The sequence below is a fragment of the Archangium violaceum genome (assembly GCF_016887565.1).
Classification (GTDB): Bacteria; Myxococcota; Myxococcia; order Myxococcales; family Myxococcaceae; genus Archangium; species Archangium violaceum_B.
The window spans coordinates 4,179,518-4,195,411 of record NZ_CP069396.1; the positions used below are offsets into that span (position 1 = coordinate 4,179,518).

The window sequence follows — 15,894 nt, forward strand, 5'->3', positions numbered from 1 at the left end:
CCGCTATTGGAGACGTCATCTGTATGAGCCAGGCAGCCGAAGTGATCAATCTCGACGAGTTCCGGAAGCGGCGTGAGCCCAGGCCTTCGTCCACTCGGTCGCACAACGCCATGAGCCTCTGGACGCCCGTGTGGGTGTGGGTCATGGTCTGGCCTACGTGAAATCGGTCCGGGAAAATACTCCTGCTGGCAAGCAGGAAGCAGAAGAGACGCCCGTGCCCGTGAAGGGTCGGGGAAAGAAGCGGGAGCAGGCCGGGAAGACGGAGGCACCGCCGCCCGAGGCCCCTTCCTCCGAGGAGGAGTGGGCGTACGAGGTGGCGCACGCCGAGTCGTCGACCGACCTGGCGCCCATCGTGGGTCGCAACCTGCGCCGTCTGCGCACGCACCGGGGCCTGTCCCTGGAGCGGCTGGCCAAGGCGTCCGGGGTGAGCCGGGCCATGCTCGGGCAGATCGAGCTGGGGCAGAGCGCGCCCACCATCAACGTCATCTGGAAGATCGCCCGGGCGCTGGGCATCCCCTTCTCGGCGCTGATCAGCACCACGGCGCAGAGTGGCACCCGGTTGATGCGGATCTCGCAGGCCAAGCGGCTCGCCTCGCATGACGGGAGCTTCAGCTCGCGGGCGCTCTTCCCGTTCGACGAGCCCCGGCGTGTCGAGTTCTACGAGCTGCGCCTGGCGGCGCACGCGGTGGAGCAGGCGGACGCGCACCCGCCGGGGACGCTGGAGAACCTGGTGGTGACGGCGGGGACGGTGGAGATCGACCGGGGCGACGAGCACCACGTGCTGTCCGCGGGAGACGCCATCCTGTTCGAGGCGGACGTGGCGCACGTCTACCGGAACACGGGCAACGTGGATGCGGTGATGTACCTGGTGATGACGTACGCGGAGACGGTCGGCTAGGGCTTCCGCGCGTCCGCTGGAGACACGAAGAGCCGGCGGGTGCCTTGGGGCACTCTCGCCGGCTCTCGTGTTTCCGGCCCTCTACGGGCCCGGTGCTACTTCGCGGTGCACATCATCATGGGCATGCCGTTGCACATCATCATCATCGGCATCCCCATGGCCATCATGGAGTTCATCGCGTCACAGCAGTCCTTCATCATCTCCATCTGGCCCGCGTCCATGGGCATCATGCGGCACATCATGCCGTCCTTGCCCATCTCACAGGTCATCTTGGCCATCATCGGCATGCGCATCATCATGGGCATCATCATGGGCATGCCGCCCATCATGGGGTTCATGCCCATCATGGGGTTCATGCCGCCCATCATCGGCATGGGCATCATGCCGCCCATCATCGGGTTCATACCGCCCATCATGGGCATGCCGCCCATCATGGGGTTCATGCCCATCATGGGGTTCATGCCACCCATCATCGGCATGGGCATCATCCCGCCCATCATCGGGTTCATTCCGGACTGCATCGGCATCGGCATCGGCATCTGAGTGGCAGGCATCATGGTTTGTCCTCGTGTGGGTGTGACTGGGAGTGTTGCTTCGGGCGTGGACAGTAGAGAGAGGAGCGCCCTCGGACAACGCGGTGGCGTCTTTTCCTCCGGTGAAACGGAGGTGTCGCTTCAGGCAGCGGAGGAGGTGTGTCCGGCAGCGAGCAGGGCTCGGCGCGGATGTGAACTCCCGGGCAGGAGCCCCTGCCGGGGAGGCCGCCGCGGATTTGCGCTAGAACCTCCCACATGAGCGCAGATCCGCGAGAGGAAGGGCCGGGCTCCTTTCCGCCCACGCGTTGGACTCTCATCCGCTCGGCGAAGGCTTCCCCGGAGGCCCGCCGCGCGGCGCTGGAGTCGCTGCTGCGCACCTACTGGCGCCCGCTCTACGTCTTCATGCGGCGCCAGGGGTTGGACTCGGAGGCCGCGCGTGACGCCGTGCAGGACCTGCTCATGCGGCTGTTGGAGCACGAGTTCCTCGAGCGGTTGAGTCCCGAGAAGGGCCGGCTGCGGGGCTATCTGCTGACGGCGGCCCGCAACCACCTCGTCCACCGGCACGAGCGCGAGAGTGCCGCCCGGCGTGGGGGTGGGGTGGCCGCGTTGCCGCTGGACTTCGAGCTGGCGGAGCGGATCGCCTCCGAGGACGCGCAGGGACCGGACGAGGCCTTCGAGCGGGAGTGGGCGGCGAGCGTCATGGAGCGGGCGCTGGAGCGGCTGAAGTCCGAGTACGACAGGGGTGCGCGCAGCGGCCCCTTCGCGTTGGTGCTCCAGTTCTTCCGTCCGGGCGAGCCGCCGAGCTACCGGGAGGCCGCGGCGGCGTACGGCATGTCGCTGCCGCAGCTCAAGACGTTCCTCCACCGGGCGCGAGTGCGCTACCGCGAGCTGGTGCGCGAGGAGGTGGTGGACACTGTGGATGCGCCCGAGGAGGCGGAGGCGGAGCTGGCGGAGCTGCTGCGGGTGCTGAAGCGATGAGTGCCCGTTGCCCGCGCTGCGGTACGCCGGTGGACGGCGGGCGCCTGGCGGTGTGTCCCGGCTGCCTGCTGGGGGAGGACGTGGACGATCCGGGGCGCATTGGCGCGTTGGAGCTGGAGGAGGAGATCGGCCGTGGCGGCATGGGCCGCGTCTTCCGCGCGCGCCACGTGAGGCTGGACCGTCCGGTGGCGGTGAAGTTCCTCTCGGGGGAGGCCGCGTCGAGCCCCGAGGCGCAGGCCCGCTTCGCCCGGGAGGCCCGGGCGCTGGCGTTGTTGGACCATCCGAACATCGTCCGGGTGCACGACTTCGGCGACGAGGAGGGCGAGCGCTTCCTGGTGATGGAGTTGGTGGAGGGCCGGTCCCTGGCGGAGCTGTTGCCGCTGCCGCCGACGGAGGCCGTGCGCATGGCGCTGCAGGTATGCGACGCGCTGGCGTATGCCCACGCACGAGGCGTGGTGCACCGGGACATCAAGCCCGCGAACATCCTGGTGGACGGCGAGGGGCGGGTGAAGGTGACGGACTTCGGCATCGCGCGCATCGTGCGCCAGGAGGGGCCTCGGGACACGCTGACCGCCGCGCACACGGTGGTGGGAACGCCCGAGTACATGGCCCCCGAGGCGCTCGCCGGAGCGCCGCCCGAGCCCCGCATGGACGTGTATGCGGTGGGGGTGTTGCTGCACGAGATGGTGACGGGCCGGCCGCCGGTGGCGGGCATGCCATCGCTGACGGGGGCGCTCGGGGTGGTGGTGCGGAGGGCGGTGGCGCTCGAGCCTTCCCGGCGCTACGCGAGCGCACGGGCATTGGGCCTGGAACTGCGGCGGCTGGCGGACGGAGGGGCGGAGGCGGCGCTGCCACCGGACGAGGCCATCTGGCTGCGAGCGGTGGCGGTGTTGCAGGCGGTGGCGAGTGCGCTGGTGTTGTGGGCGCTGGTGGTGTCGGTGACGCCGCGGGTGCTGGCGCCCCACGAGTTGGATCCACTCACCATGCAACCGGCGGCGAGGCTCGCGGATGGCCGGTGGGTGACGCGGGCGCGGTTCGAGACGGGCCCCATCCTGGGAGCGGTGGCGGGGCTCGCGGTGGCGCTCGCGGCGTACGGGTTGCTGCGCAGACATTGGCGCCACGAGGGATTGGACGCACCGGCCCCCGAGGAGCCGCTGCGCGAGTCCCGCTCCTTCTTCTGGGTGGCGATGGCATGCTCGGGGCTGTTCGTCCTGCACGGGGTGCTGGAGTGGGGGGCGGGCCTCTCCCTGCCGCCCTTCATGCCGCTGGTGGGAGGGTTGTTGGAGCTGTCGGCGCTCTACCTCCTGTGTGTCTCCACCCTGGAAGCATGGCGTCGCCAGAGGCCGCTCGCGCGTGAGCCGGCGATCTGGACGGGGCTCGTCCTGATGCTGACGCCACCGGTGATCGAGTTCGGCCTGTACCTGTGGCGCTGGGCGCCCTGAAATATCGTGACCGCAAGGCCGCTCCAGCCGCCCGGTGTCTTGTCGTCAGCAACCGTTTGCGCGCTGGTAGCATCCAGGGCGCACATGGCGAGCGAGAGCATCGACTTTCGAGAGGAGTGGGGGCGTCACGAGACAGTGTTCGGGCTGTTCTACCGCGTGCTGATAGGCGTGGGTCTGCTGCTGCTGTCCGGGTGTGGGCCGAAGGGACAACTGCGGCCTCCCCCGGAGGAAGTGTCGGCCAACTTCCTCTACCGGCCCCTTACTCCGCCGGGGCGCCCGGTGGACTCGGGTGGTCGCACGGTCGCACGCCGCCCAACGTCCAAACCTGCCGCGGTGGAGCCGCTAGATGGCTGGGAAACAGAGGAACTCGGCTGGAGGGATGGGGTGGGTGATGGTCGTCCCTACGCCGTACCCATGAGCCTGGACTGGTTCCAGGGCTTTCTCGTGGGTGCTGGGGTGCCCGCGAGTGCACTCCCCGAGGACGGACGCACACTCTCCCCCACGCAGGCGATGGATCTGTTGCCACACCTGCTGGCTACGCCGGTAACGCTGGGTAACTTCGGCCCGCGGCGCATGGCGGCGCACCTGCTGCTGGAGGTGGCCACGGGCGGCGTCCCGGTGTCGCGCGACGAGCTGCACGCGCGCATGCGCCGTTTCGCCCGGATGTTGGTGGTGCGTCCGGATGGCTACCTGGTGAAGCCCGCCACGGGGGTGGCCGTGCAGCAGGCGGGAAAGGTGGTGCTGGCGCGGGACGGTACCTTGCGCGCCGACCGCTTCGAGGTGGGCCCCTTCTACGCCATCGAGGGCGGGCACCTCTTCCCGGTGGACAAGACCCTGGAGGTGCCGCGCGGAGCGCTCCCCGTGGGCCGCTACGAGCCGGACGACGGGGTGTTGCTGCCAGTGGTGGAGGGGGCCGTGTTGGCGGTGGTGGACACGGTGGAGGGCCTCTACCGGCTCGTCTTCCACCCAGGAGAGACGCTGGATGGTCTGACGCAACTGCCGGGAGTGGTGCGTGAGCTATATGTGAGTGCTCCCCTGCACTGGGAGGAGTTTCGCCACAAGCCCTATGCGGAGAAGGTGCGCACCATGTCGCGCCTTGCTACGGGCGCGGTTCTGGTGGTGGGCACCTCAGGGGCGGGCGCTGCGAAGGCTGCCTCCTGGGGAGGAAGGCTGGGCAGTGTCTCCATTCCCCTCCTCTCCCTTTCGGGCGACGGCCTGATGGCGGTGCGGTTGGTGGCCGTGCCCGTGGGCGGCGTCGCCAGCGCCGCGGCTCCTGCCCTCGGTGCCACCTATGTGCTGCACATGGCCAACACTGGAGCACGGGGAGCGGGCGGTAGCGGGAGTACGAATGACCACTCCCCTTCCGGGGGGAGCCCACGTTCTAGATACCGGCTGCAATCCATTGAGCCGTGGCGCAAGCCTCAGCTCACCTCTGACGGCAGGATCATTCCGTACAAGAATACGAGGAACCCACCCGAACCCATCGTGAATCTGGGGCGCAATCGTGCCGGGCAGAGGATCTCGGATGGAAAGACCTCCATCGGGTTCGACAAGGATGGCTTTCCTGAGTTCGACACGAGCTTTGAAACTCTCTTGGATGACGTGCACATCGGAAGCAGGGATCGTCTCGCGCACTACAAGGCGGCCAACCAGAAGTTGTTCCAATCCATTCGTGAAGACCCCTCGTTGGGGCGCACTCTCGGGCTGAGCCCGGAAGCGATCGACAAACTGCCAACATCCACGAAGCCGCCCACTGGCTATTCATGGCATCACCACCAGGATGTCGGCAGGATGCAACTCATCACGACAAAATCCCATCAGCTCGCTGCTCCTCACACAGGAGGAATGGCCATCTGGGGAGGAGGCCCGTAGCCATGGCCGTGAGCTGGGAGCCCTATATCTGGGATGCCGCTCATCCCGCCGACCCGCATGAGCTTGAGCTCCTCGAGCAGCAGTGGGGCGTGAGATTTCCCTCCGGTTACAGGCGTCTCGTCGTGGCGCACCAGGGCATGAGTCCCGAGCCTTCTGCTTTCAACGTCGGCTCGGGCAGGGACGTCTTCTGTGTCCTGTTGACGGTCAGCGTCGACGAGGTGCGGGACGAATACTCCCTTCGTCATGTGTACGGCATCATCGAACCCCACGTCCCGGCGGGCATCTTCCCTTTCGCGCTCACCTCGGGGGGAGAGTTCCTCTGCTTCGATTACCGGGCCTCTCCTGAACACCCGGCAGTCGTTCTCGTCTCCGTGGACATGCTCGTTCATCCCATCGCTGGCAGCTTCAGCGATTTCATGGCCAGCTTGTACGACGCCTGAGCCGAGGGGCATCGCCGCTCTGTGGCTCGCCACCAGGCCGTGAAAGAGCGGCCGCCCCGCAACCGCGAAAATTCCTTCCGGTACTCCCTGGTGGAAGGGGAGGACGGCGCCAACCCACCGAGGGGCACTGGAGCCCCGGGCGACCGCGCTCCTCCGAGGGAGACGTGTCATGGATCCGACGACCCCAGTGCCCGTGTCGAGCCACTTCATGGTGGCGGCCTACCTGCTCTACCTGCTCGTGAGCATCACGCTGACGATGTGGGTGGCGAAGACGCTGCAGCGCAATGGCGCGCACTTCCTCCACGATGCGTTCCTGGGGAAGGAGCGGCTGGCGGACTCGGTGAACCACCTGCTGGTGGTGGGCTTCTACCTGATGAACATCGGCTACGTGGCCCTGTCGCTCAAGGAGTACCAGACCATCTGGACGGTGCAGGAGGTCATCGAGCTGGTCTGCGGCAAGGTGGGCAAGGTGATGGTGGTGCTGGGCGCCATGCACTTCTTCAACCTGTACGTCTTCAACCGCATCCGCCGCTCCGGGCACGTGCGCCAGCAGCCGCCGCCCGTGTTGCCGCGCGAGTTCACCCGCGTGTCGGCTCCCACCTCCGCCCCGGTGCCCGAGAGGGCCTGAGGTGAGCCATGCGTGCCCTCAGCGTGCTGTATGACGAGACGTGCGGTTTTTGCGTGCGCTGTGCCCAATGGCTGCGGGAACAGCGCATGCTGGTGGGGCTCGAGTGCCTCCCGGCCGGAAGCGAGGAGGCGGCGCGGCGCTTCCCCGAGCTGCGCCGTTCCGGCACCGCACAGGAGTTGGTGGTGGTGGATGATGAGGGGGGCGTCTACCGGGACACCCACGCGTGGCTGATGGTGCTGTGGGCGCTGGAGGACTACCGGACGTGGGCGGTGCGCCTGTCACGTCCCTCGCTGATGCCCCTGGCGCGCAACGCCTTCGAGCTGCTCTCCAGCAACCGCCGGAGGCTGTCCGACTGGCTGCACCTGGAGGACGAGCTCGTGCGGAGGGACCTGGAGGAGGTGGGTGCTCCCGATGCACCGAAGTGCGCCCCGGAGGATGGGGCCTGCCGCCTGCCTGACGGGGTGCGATGCGAGGGGTGTGGCCGACCGATGGCCCGGGGCCGGGTCGCCTGTCCGCACTGCCTGGCGGAGGTGGTCGGGGGACGGGAACAGCTCGGGTGATGCGACTGCCGACTGCATCCGGACCGGACGCGGGCTGTAGCGGAGCCTCGCGTCCGGCACGGGTCCGACGCCGCCGTGGAGCTCACGGCGGCGCCAGCCAGGAACCTCAGCGGACGCGGATGGCGTCGGCGATGACCACGTAGCCCGTCGCGGCCCAGCGGCTCAGCTGCACCTTGTTCCAGCCAGCCGGGAAGCTCCAGGTGCCCAGCGTGTTCCACGTGCCGCCACCGGCCTGCTGGTTCACGTTCACCGTGGCCAGCTTGGTGCCGCTCGCGTTCCAGATGACGAAGGGCGCGGCGGGCGAGCGGTTGGTGCCCGAGGTCCACCATGCGTCGATCGTCTTCGTGCCCGCCGCCGGCATGTAGAAGTAGAACGTCGCCGGGTCGGACACCGCCTCGGTGGGGGCGTGGAAGTAGCCCGAGCCGTAGTAGCCCGCCGTCGCGGACGCGGACGTCCAGTTGGCCGACACCTCGATGTAGCCCTTGGAGGAGTCGTTGTTGGCGTTGTTGCTGTCGACGACGAGGCCCGTCGTGGTGGTGCCGCAGTAGCCCTGCACCTTGCTGATGTACGAGGACCACGGCCAGTTGGGACCCGGGTCCGTGCGGCTGGCCGGCTGCAGACGCCCGTGCGCCACGATGTGGTAGCTGTCACGCACGATGGCCTGACCCTTGGTGATGTCGCACGTCAGCTTCGCCGACGCGTCGATCTGCCCGGCCGGGAAGGACGTCTGGCTGGCATAGCCGCCGTGCTCGATGCCCACCGAGAAGTGGTTCACCGACACGCCCTGCAGGCCGCACATCACGCCACCGTTGAGGTTGCAGTCGTAGCTGGCGCCCACGTGCCAGCCGCGGTCCGCCTCGCGCACCAGCTGGGAGATCTCCGAGCCGCTCTCGTTCACCACGTAGTGCGCGCTCACGCCGGAGGCGGAGTTGGTCAGCCAGCTCCAGCAGCTCGAGTAGCTGCCCTCACAGGTGTGGATGACGACGATCTGTACGTCGCCCGTGGAGCCCGTGGGACGCGCGCCGTAGTTGGGCGAGGGGCGCCAGATGGAGGCGGCGTAGTCCGGGCCGGCGGCCATCGCGTGCACGCTGGGCGAGGCGAACTGCGCGCGCGCCTGCGTGGGCATGAGGGAGACGGCCACGTCACCCGCGGGCGTCTGGGCCACCGCGCCCTGGCGCAGCACCCCGTACACCTCGTTGTGGATGAACTCGGCCTGCGCGTCGGTGCTGGTGATGCCGCTGAGCTTCGCCACGGCCGGAGCCCAGGCGCCCAGGTCCGAGCGGTCCACCTTCAGCTCGTCCGCGGTGGCCGATAGCAGCGCCGCGTAGGCCCGGATGTTGGCCTCGGGCTGGGTGCGCACGGCCTCCTCGGACACGCCGGCCAGGCGCGCGCCCTCGGTGACCTTCGCGCCGCGCAGGGCCATGAGGCCGTAGGCCGCGGGCATGCCCTCGAACTCCACCTCGCCCTTCACCATGTCCCACCGGGTCTCGGTGTAGGAGATGGCCTTGAGCAGGTCGGCGGGAACGCGGAAGTCCGTGGCCGCCTGGGCGAAGAAGCCATCCAGCTGGTACGGGGTGCGCTCGGCCTCGCGCTGCGCGGGCGTACGCGAGTCCTCGATGGAGGCGGGGGGGGTTGTCTCGGGCTCCTGCGCGCCGCAGGCGGCCAGGGTGAGCGCCGCGGCTGCGACCGCCAGCGGCTTACGGATCTGACGCATTACGTGCTCCTCGGGGGGTAGGGTGCTTTTCACGGCGCCACCCCCTCCAGGGGGGGCCGTATCCCCCAGGATGCACTTTCTTGGAGGTCGAAGGAAAGCCGAAAATTCTCGAAAATGGAGAGTTCTTGATAAACCGTTCTCTCCAGGAGGGTGGTTTTCGGACATCCTTAGAAGGGCTCACTCCCGGCGCAGCAGCAGGACGCCGGCGACGATGAGCAGCACGGCCAGCACGCGCGCGAACGAGAGGCTCTCGCGGAAGAGCAGGACGCTGAAGACGAGCGTCAGGGCCGCCTCCAGCCCGAGCACCGCGATGTACACGACGCCCAGGTCCGCCCGGCGCAGCGCGACGGACTGGAGGACGGCCCCGAGCAGGAACAGCAGGAGGAACGCCGCGCTGGGCAGCGGGCGTGACACCCCATCGGAGAGCTTCATGAAGATGCCTCCGACCGCGAAGCACGCGGACGCGAGGACCATCTGGACCCATACGATTCCCGACACCATGGGGTCCAGTCTACGTACTTCCAACGGCTTCGGGGGTGGCGCCCGTGAGCGCCACCCCCTCGGTCCGCGGGCCTACGGGAGCTTCGCGATCCAGCCGTCCTCCCACCCACCCGAAGTGCCGAACAGGCCCGTCGTGTAGGTCATCCCGACGACCACGAAGCCACCCGTGGGAATCGTCGCGACGGCGTGGGCCTGGCTGTGAAGGGTGTTGGTGATTCCTCCGCTCCATTCCAGGACACCATTGGAGCTGACCTTCCAGAACCGCTCTCCCTCGTAGTAGTTCTTGCCGACCACCACGATGTTGCCCTGGGAGTCGAGGCTCAGGGCGGCGGCCTGACCCCAATCCCCCCCATTCCAGAGGGTGCTCCATGTGAGGGCTCCGGTGGGCGAGTACTTGCGAACGCCCAACCGATTGAAGGAATAGCCATCGTAGTTCACGGGAACGTAGATGTTCCCAGAGCCATCCACCGCCGGCCGTCCGAAGCTCAGGTTGCTCGCCGCCGGCTCGGAGGCGGTCCAGTTGACCGAGTTCTTGCCGGGCCCATGACTGACGATGACGTCATGCGCGACTCCGGCGGTCGAGGTCCGGCCCCGGATGGCGAGCACATTCCCCGCGAGGCTGAGCGACGAGTAGGTGTCGTTCAGGGCCGTGCCCGACTGCTCCACCCACTGCTGGACTCCAGCGGCGGAGTACTTGACCAGGATTCTGTCGGTACCGCCCTGGTTCGTCCCGTCGATGGAGCCAGACGTGTCTCCGACCGCGTAGATGTCGCCATTGGCATCCGTGACCACGCCCGTGAGCGAGTCGCTCTCCGCCGCGCCGAACTGGTCACGCCAGAGGATGGTCGTCCCCGTGGGGTCGTACTTCACGATGAAGGCGTCATAGTCGTAGAGCCCGCCGGGCTTGGTCTTGAAGAGGTTTCCCGTGGTGCTGCCGACGACGATGATGTTGTCGTTGGCATCCCGGGTGATGGCGGTGGCGTAGTCGAAGCCGTCGGTGCCGAAGCGGATGATGGGCGAGGGCGTTCCAGAGGGGGAGTAGTGGCCGATGAACGCGTCGCTGCCTCCGTGTGCGACCCCTCCAAAGACGCTGGTGCTGGAGGTGGAACCCACGACCCAGATGTCTCCCGTGGAGGTCACGGTCACATCGGCGAAGCCGTCCGTGTCTTCCCCTCCCCGCTGGTGGGTCCAGAGGGGGACGGGCACGCAGTCGCTCTCGATGGCCCCCAGATCGGGATTTCCGGAGCAGCGCTGTCCGAGGTTCGAACTGTCGGGGAGCGCGCCGTTGAGCGCAGGGGAGTTGGGGCCCAGCCTGAAATTCCCCAGGAGGAGGGGGGCCACGTTGTCGCTGTGGGTATCCGAGGCCAGGGGTGCCCAGCTCGAGAAGCTCAGCCCGGCACTGGCGTCATGGCGGAACCGGGTGGCGGCTGCTCCGTTCGAGTGCCAGTAGAGGTTGTCGTGGATGGACACTCCCGTGACGAAGCCCGTGGAGAGGTCCAGGGCGCCTCCCGTGTTGGTACCCGAGCAGCTCGCGCCGGAGAAGTCCGTGCATCCCGGAGCCAGACCGCGCGCGTCCTGGATGATGTTGTTCCAGATCTGCACGTTCTCCGACGGAGTCGTGGCGTTGGGGTCGATCCGTACGCCCGAGCGTTCCAGCTTGTCGAAGGTGTTGTGGACGATCTCCACCCCGCTGAAGTGCTGGAGCTTGATGCCATCGCCGCACCCGAACAGGTTATTGGCCGAGAGCTGATTCATTCCCCAGATGCGGTTGCGCCGGATGACGACATTCTCCACACGAGGCACCCTGGGAGGATCGACGGTCCCGACGACCAGCGAGCTGCCGACGATCACCCCGGCGCCGCTGTCGTGCAGGTTGTTGTCCTCCACCAGGACGCGCTTGGCGAAGTAGTGGATGACGATGGCGGGGCCACCGCAGCTTCCACCATTGCCCTGGGCGTGCTTGTAGCCAGACATGTCATTGCCGGAGATGGTGACGTCCTCGCAGGACTTGATGTCCACGCCGTTCTCCAGCTCGTTGGCGAACACGTTGTTGCGGATGGTGAGGTGCGAGACGGGGGGGAAGCCCACGTTGTTTGGCTGCTCGACGCCCGTGCACTGGACCCCATCTCCGGTGTTGCCGCCGCTGTTGTTGTCCTGGATGAGCACGCGGGTGGAGCCCCGCTCGAGGACGACCGCGTTGGCGTCGCCTCGTCCGCCATCGGCGCTGGTGCCCGTGAGCGGCCACTTCACGAGATCGAAGAGGTTGTTGTTCTCGATGGAGATGTTGCTCGAGCCGCTGACCGAGACTCCCGAGCCGCATTTGCGGACCCGCGAGTTCTTGATGACGACGCGGTCGGCGTCGAACAGGTTGAAGCCAGCCAGGGCCTTGTACTCCCCATCGGGCGCCAGGTTGTGCCTGTTCTCGCAGTCGATATCCAGACCATCGAAGACGTAGTACGCCCCTCCCGTGTTGACGGAGATGGGCGCCTTCCAGGAGCCACTCACTGGCTCCGGTAGGAACTTCGGCATGTCTCCGTTGGCGCTTGGAACACCCAGGACATAGAAGGGCGCCGTGGGCTGTCCCGCCCGAGCGGTGACTATTCTCTCACGGAAAGGTGTTGCACTGTAATGGACATACAGGATGCTGCCACCCGGGTCGTTCGGCATGTGGTCGAGCGCGTACTGCACGGATTTCCATGCGGTGGCGCGCGTCAGTCCGTCATTGCCGTCACTGCAGAAGCTTCCATTACAGCCATCCACGGCGACATGGCGGATGGTCGACGGGAGGGTGGCCCTGGATGCGAAAGCGACGTCGGGCAGATGGACCGCGCCGGCGGTGATGGCCGAACGGGTGGTGGCGATTTTCTCGATTCCTGAAGATGTCTCGCGCGCCGTCTCACCACATCCCAGGGTCAGTATGGTGGTGAGCGTCCAGAAGACACTCGTCTGTGACAAAGATTTCCAAGACAGGGGCATGGCTCTCTCGTTGGGGGAAAAGCGGGCGCGTTCTCTCACTTTTCTCCGGAGGCACTTCAAGTAAATAAAGACACGGTGGGTTTCTGAACAGATGGAGCCCTGTCTGGCGAGAGGAGCGCGTGGTTGGATGTGATTGAACAGGAGCGGGAAGACCACGGTGGGTCGCGGGCATATCGCCTTGGCGGAAAACTCCATGTGCCGCTCCCGCTCCCCATCTGGTGGCCCGGTTCACGTCCAGGCTTGAGCGCCACCACTGGATGGATTAGACCTCCGTGTTGGGGAGCCGATGCCACGAGGCCGGTCCCCGCGTGAGAGGCGGCCGGGCTTCTCCCTGAATCAGGGTCTGGGCACCGCTCATGAATTCGCAGATTCGCTCTTGGTCTCGCGGCACCGCGCGACTCCTCCTGGTGTGGTTGGGAGTGACCGTTCTCGCGTGCCGCACATCAGACACGCCGGGTGCGCCCCGGGAGGTGCGAGCCACCGCCACCGAGGACGTCATCACGGTGAGCTGGACTCCGCCCGCCCGGGACGGAGGCCGTCGCATCACCCGCTACACCGTCACGGCCTCGCCCGGTGGAACGGCTGCCACGACGGAGGACGCCACGAGCGTGGAGGTGAGGGGCGCGCGGCGAGGCGTCTCGTACACCTTCACCGTGCGGGCCGCGAACGAGCGGGAGGAAGGGCCCGAGTCCGCGCCCTCGGCGCCGGTATCGCTCGCGGAGCCGGTTGCTCCGGACATCATCGCGCTGTCTCTCGCCGCCGGGAGCCAGCCGGGCTGCCCGCAACTCATCTACCAAGTGCGACAGGCATCGGCACGGCCGGTGGACCTCCTGGTGGAGTTCGACCCCGACGGGACGGGCCACTTCCAGCGGGCCACGCAGGCGGGGAGCGCGGCCCACGAGGGGGTGACGGGCGTCCCCAGCTCCAGTGCGCCGGAGGGCCGGCGAAACAACTTCATCTGGGATGCCGCGCGGGATCTGCCGGGCGTCCTCGCCAAGGGCGTGTGGCTGCGCGTCACCGCCTCGGTGGAGGGCAGGGCGGGCGCCTCACGGACGGAGACGTTCACCGTCGACAACAGGGCCCTGGGCCGGCGCCGGTGCGATCCGGACTTCGTGGGCACGAGGAATTTCTACGATGCCCCGGTCCTGGGGGTCTTCGAGGACTTCGATGGTGACGGCAAGTTGGATGTGGCCACGGTGGGCCAATACGACACCGTGAGCGTCTGGAAGGGCCTGGGCAATGGGGCCTTCCAACGGCGGACGACGCTGGATGCGGGTCCGGGCCACTCGGCGATGGCAACGGGAGACTTCAACGGCGACGGTCTGGTGGACCTCGCGACCAGCGGGCTCTACACATCTTCCTTTCCGTATTGGTACTCCAGTCCCGCGGTGAACGTGCTGCTGTCCAGGGCGGACGCCTCCTTCCATGCGCCGCTGCGCATGCCCGTCGGCGACCTGACGGCGACGTCGATGGTGGCCGGAGACTTCGACAAGGATGGGCGCCTGGACCTCGTCACCACGAACACCCTCCCCACCGGAGGAGGCGAAGGCCCGGTCATGAGTCTGTTCCTCGGAAACGGGGATGGTTCCTTCCAGGCCCCGCGTCACATCCGTCAGGGACTCGAGGCATCCGCTTCGGTGCGAGCGGCCTACCTGGACGAGGATTTGAACCTGGATCTGATCGTCCGTGAGACGACGGGGTTGGGCGTGCTGCTGGGCAACGGCGATGGCACTTTCCGGAGCCTTGGAGTCGCGGGTCCCGCCACGTCTTCCTTCGCATTGGGAGATCTCAACGCGGATGGGCGGGTGGATGCCGTCATGGTGAACGCCAACAACGCGCTGGCCGACGTGCTGCTGGGAAGGGGCGACGGGACGTTCCAGCCTCCTGTCAGCCTCGAGCTCGGGCAGCGGGGCCGGACCGTGACGATCGAGGACCTGAATGGCGATGGAAAGCCAGACATCCTCCTGTCGACCCTGGACGACACCCTCCTCGTTTTGTCCGGCAAGGGAGACGGCTCCTTCCAGGCCGCTCGTTCCACACCGCATGGGTGGGGGGCGTTCGCGCTGAAGGTGGCGGACCTCGACGCGGATGGAGTGAGGGATCTCGTCACGCTGGACATGGGAATTGGATATGGAGGCTCGGGGCTGAGCGTGCTCCGGGGCAGGGGAGACGGGACGTTCGAGGTGACACCTCGCATCCCCTCGGGCACGCGCCCCGTGGCCCTGGTGACGACGGACCTGAACGGAGATGGGCTGCTGGACGTCGCCTCCGCCAACGAGGGCGGCAACGACGTGGGCGTGCTGTTGGGCAACGGGGATGGCTCCTTCCGCGGAGTGGCCTCGGCCGGAGTGGGAACGAAGCCCGTGGCCCTGGTGGTGGCGGATGTGGACGTGGATGGCAGGCCGGACCTCGTCACCGCCAATGAGGGCAGCGGCGACGTGAGCGTGCTGTCAGGCAACGGGGATGGCTCCTTCCGGGGGGCGGCCTCCTTCGCGGTGGGCTCGGGGCCGGTGGCCCTGGTCGCGGTCCACCTCGACGCGGATGGGAAGCCGGATCTCGTCACCCTCAACCGCGCCACCCAGGACGTGCGCGTGCTGATGGGCAACGGAGATGGCTCCTTCGGGGCGGCGACGGCGTTTCCCGTGGGCAGCGAGCCCGGTGCGCTGGTGGCGGGAGACCTCGATGCGGACGGGAAGAGCGACCTCGTGACCGCGAACAATGGCTCCGTCAGCGTCCTGTTGGGCAACGGGGACGGTACCTTCCAGGACGCGAGGACCCTGGCCCTCGGAAATTCAGCGGATGTGCTCGTCCTGGGCGACTTCGACAAGGATGGGACGAGGGATCTGCTCGTGAAGAAGTCCTCTCTTCTCCTGGGCCTCGTACGCGGGAAGGGGGATGGCACCTTCGCGCCGCCACTCGACATCGATGCCAACACCGGCGTGATCCTCCACCAACTGACGGCGGCGGATGTCGACGGGGATGGGATTCTGGACCTCGTGGGGGCGAGAGGACAGGGGATCGGCTCCGGCAATCCCCGTGAGCCCCGGCCCTCGTACTTCGGGCACAACGACGTGGCCGTGTGGCGGGGGATCGGAGGCGGCTTGTTCGGGCCGGAGCTCGCGTACTCCACGGGGAAGGATCCTCACGCCGTGGGGACGGGCGACTTCGACGGCGACGGCAGGCTGGACATCGTGGCCGCCAACTCCGCGAGCAACGATGTCAGCCTGCTGAGAGCCCGTTAGAGCCGCGCGTTCAGGGGGGAGGCGAGGATCTCGAGGAGGGCGTGGCTCAACGATGGGACCGGCATGACTCAACCATGACACCGGGCGAGACGGGATGTGATTGGCTACCG

The 15,894-nt window shown here is 67.5% G+C and carries 12 protein-coding genes; 9 read left to right on the forward strand and 3 right to left on the reverse strand.

Annotated elements, in window-relative coordinates:
- The first annotated feature begins 214 nt into the window (after nt 1-214).
- The 8 genes from JRI60_RS17320 to JRI60_RS54525 all read left to right on the forward strand — a co-directional run bounded on the left by JRI60_RS17320 (nt 215) and on the right by JRI60_RS54525 (nt 7,351).
- Nucleotides 215-898, forward strand: coding sequence for a helix-turn-helix domain-containing protein (locus JRI60_RS17320; protein ID WP_275439311.1), 684 nt, complete (start codon nt 215-217; stop codon nt 896-898).
- A 39-nt stretch (nt 899-937) separates the two neighbouring features.
- Nucleotides 938-1,441, forward strand: coding sequence for a hypothetical protein (locus JRI60_RS17325; RefSeq protein ID WP_204226970.1), 504 nt, complete (start codon nt 938-940; stop codon nt 1,439-1,441).
- Nucleotides 1,442-1,686: 245 nt separating this feature from the next.
- The gene (locus JRI60_RS17330; protein ID WP_204226971.1) at nt 1,687-2,409 is read left to right on the forward strand and encodes an RNA polymerase sigma factor; all 723 of its coding nucleotides are present in this window, start codon (nt 1,687-1,689) and stop codon (nt 2,407-2,409) included.
- A complete protein-coding gene (locus JRI60_RS54520; protein WP_204226972.1) occupies nt 2,406-3,851 on the forward strand; it encodes a serine/threonine-protein kinase in 1,446 nt (481 codons plus the stop codon). The genes JRI60_RS17330 and JRI60_RS54520 overlap by 4 nt, the downstream gene beginning before the upstream one ends.
- A gap of 84 nt (nt 3,852-3,935) precedes the next feature.
- Nucleotides 3,936-5,723: an HNH endonuclease gene (locus JRI60_RS17340; protein WP_239470573.1), complete on the forward strand. Its 1,788-nt coding sequence runs from the start codon at nt 3,936-3,938 to the stop codon at nt 5,721-5,723.
- Nucleotides 5,724-5,725: 2 nt separating this feature from the next.
- The gene (locus JRI60_RS17345; protein ID WP_204226973.1) at nt 5,726-6,163 is read left to right on the forward strand and encodes an SMI1/KNR4 family protein; all 438 of its coding nucleotides are present in this window, start codon (nt 5,726-5,728) and stop codon (nt 6,161-6,163) included.
- A 169-nt stretch (nt 6,164-6,332) separates the two neighbouring features.
- Nucleotides 6,333-6,791: a hypothetical protein gene (locus tag JRI60_RS17350; protein ID WP_204226974.1), complete on the forward strand. Its 459-nt coding sequence runs from the start codon at nt 6,333-6,335 to the stop codon at nt 6,789-6,791.
- Between the two features lie 8 nt (nt 6,792-6,799).
- Complete coding sequence (locus tag JRI60_RS54525; RefSeq protein ID WP_204226975.1) at nt 6,800-7,351, forward strand: thiol-disulfide oxidoreductase DCC family protein; 552 nt, start codon at nt 6,800-6,802, stop codon at nt 7,349-7,351.
- Nucleotides 7,352-7,457: 106 nt separating this feature from the next.
- On the opposite strand, the gene JRI60_RS17360 is transcribed toward JRI60_RS54525, so the two are convergent.
- The 3 genes from JRI60_RS17360 to JRI60_RS17370 all read right to left on the reverse strand — a co-directional run bounded on the left by JRI60_RS17360 (nt 7,458) and on the right by JRI60_RS17370 (nt 12,095).
- Nucleotides 7,458-9,065, reverse strand: a complete 1,608-nt coding sequence (locus JRI60_RS17360) for an N-acetylmuramoyl-L-alanine amidase (protein ID WP_204226976.1) — start codon at nt 9,063-9,065, stop codon at nt 7,458-7,460.
- 177 nt (nt 9,066-9,242) lie between these two features.
- Nucleotides 9,243-9,566 (reverse strand): DMT family transporter, encoded by a 324-nt coding sequence (locus tag JRI60_RS17365; protein ID WP_239470574.1) that lies wholly within the window; start codon nt 9,564-9,566, stop codon nt 9,243-9,245.
- A 72-nt stretch (nt 9,567-9,638) separates the two neighbouring features.
- Nucleotides 9,639-12,095, reverse strand: a complete 2,457-nt coding sequence (locus JRI60_RS17370; protein WP_204226977.1) for a right-handed parallel beta-helix repeat-containing protein — start codon at nt 12,093-12,095, stop codon at nt 9,639-9,641.
- Nucleotides 12,096-12,898: 803 nt separating this feature from the next.
- On the opposite strand from JRI60_RS17370, the gene JRI60_RS17375 reads away from it, so the two are divergent.
- Nucleotides 12,899-15,784 (forward strand): FG-GAP-like repeat-containing protein, encoded by a 2,886-nt coding sequence (locus JRI60_RS17375; RefSeq protein ID WP_204226978.1) that lies wholly within the window; start codon nt 12,899-12,901, stop codon nt 15,782-15,784.
- The last annotated feature ends 110 nt before the right edge of the window (nt 15,785-15,894 follow it).

Coding starts and splice junctions, on each gene's coding strand:
- JRI60_RS17330 (WP_204226971.1), top strand. CDS start 1,687: ATGAGCGCAGATCCGCGAGAGGAAGGGCCGGGCTCCTTTCCGCCCACG.
- JRI60_RS54520 (WP_204226972.1), top strand. CDS start 2,406: ATGAGTGCCCGTTGCCCGCGCTGCGGTACGCCGGTGGACGGCGGGCGC.
- JRI60_RS17340 (WP_239470573.1), top strand. CDS start 3,936: ATGGCGAGCGAGAGCATCGACTTTCGAGAGGAGTGGGGGCGTCACGAG.
- JRI60_RS17345 (WP_204226973.1), top strand. CDS start 5,726: ATGGCCGTGAGCTGGGAGCCCTATATCTGGGATGCCGCTCATCCCGCC.
- JRI60_RS17350 (WP_204226974.1), top strand. CDS start 6,333: ATGGATCCGACGACCCCAGTGCCCGTGTCGAGCCACTTCATGGTGGCG.
- JRI60_RS54525 (WP_204226975.1), top strand. CDS start 6,800: ATGCGTGCCCTCAGCGTGCTGTATGACGAGACGTGCGGTTTTTGCGTG.
- JRI60_RS17360 (WP_204226976.1), bottom strand. CDS start 9,065: ATGCGTCAGATCCGTAAGCCGCTGGCGGTCGCAGCCGCGGCGCTCACC.
- JRI60_RS17365 (WP_239470574.1), bottom strand. CDS start 9,566: ATGGTGTCGGGAATCGTATGGGTCCAGATGGTCCTCGCGTCCGCGTGC.
- JRI60_RS17370 (WP_204226977.1), bottom strand. CDS start 12,095: ATGCCGAAGTTCCTACCGGAGCCAGTGAGTGGCTCCTGGAAGGCGCCC.
- JRI60_RS17375 (WP_204226978.1), top strand. CDS start 12,899: ATGAATTCGCAGATTCGCTCTTGGTCTCGCGGCACCGCGCGACTCCTC.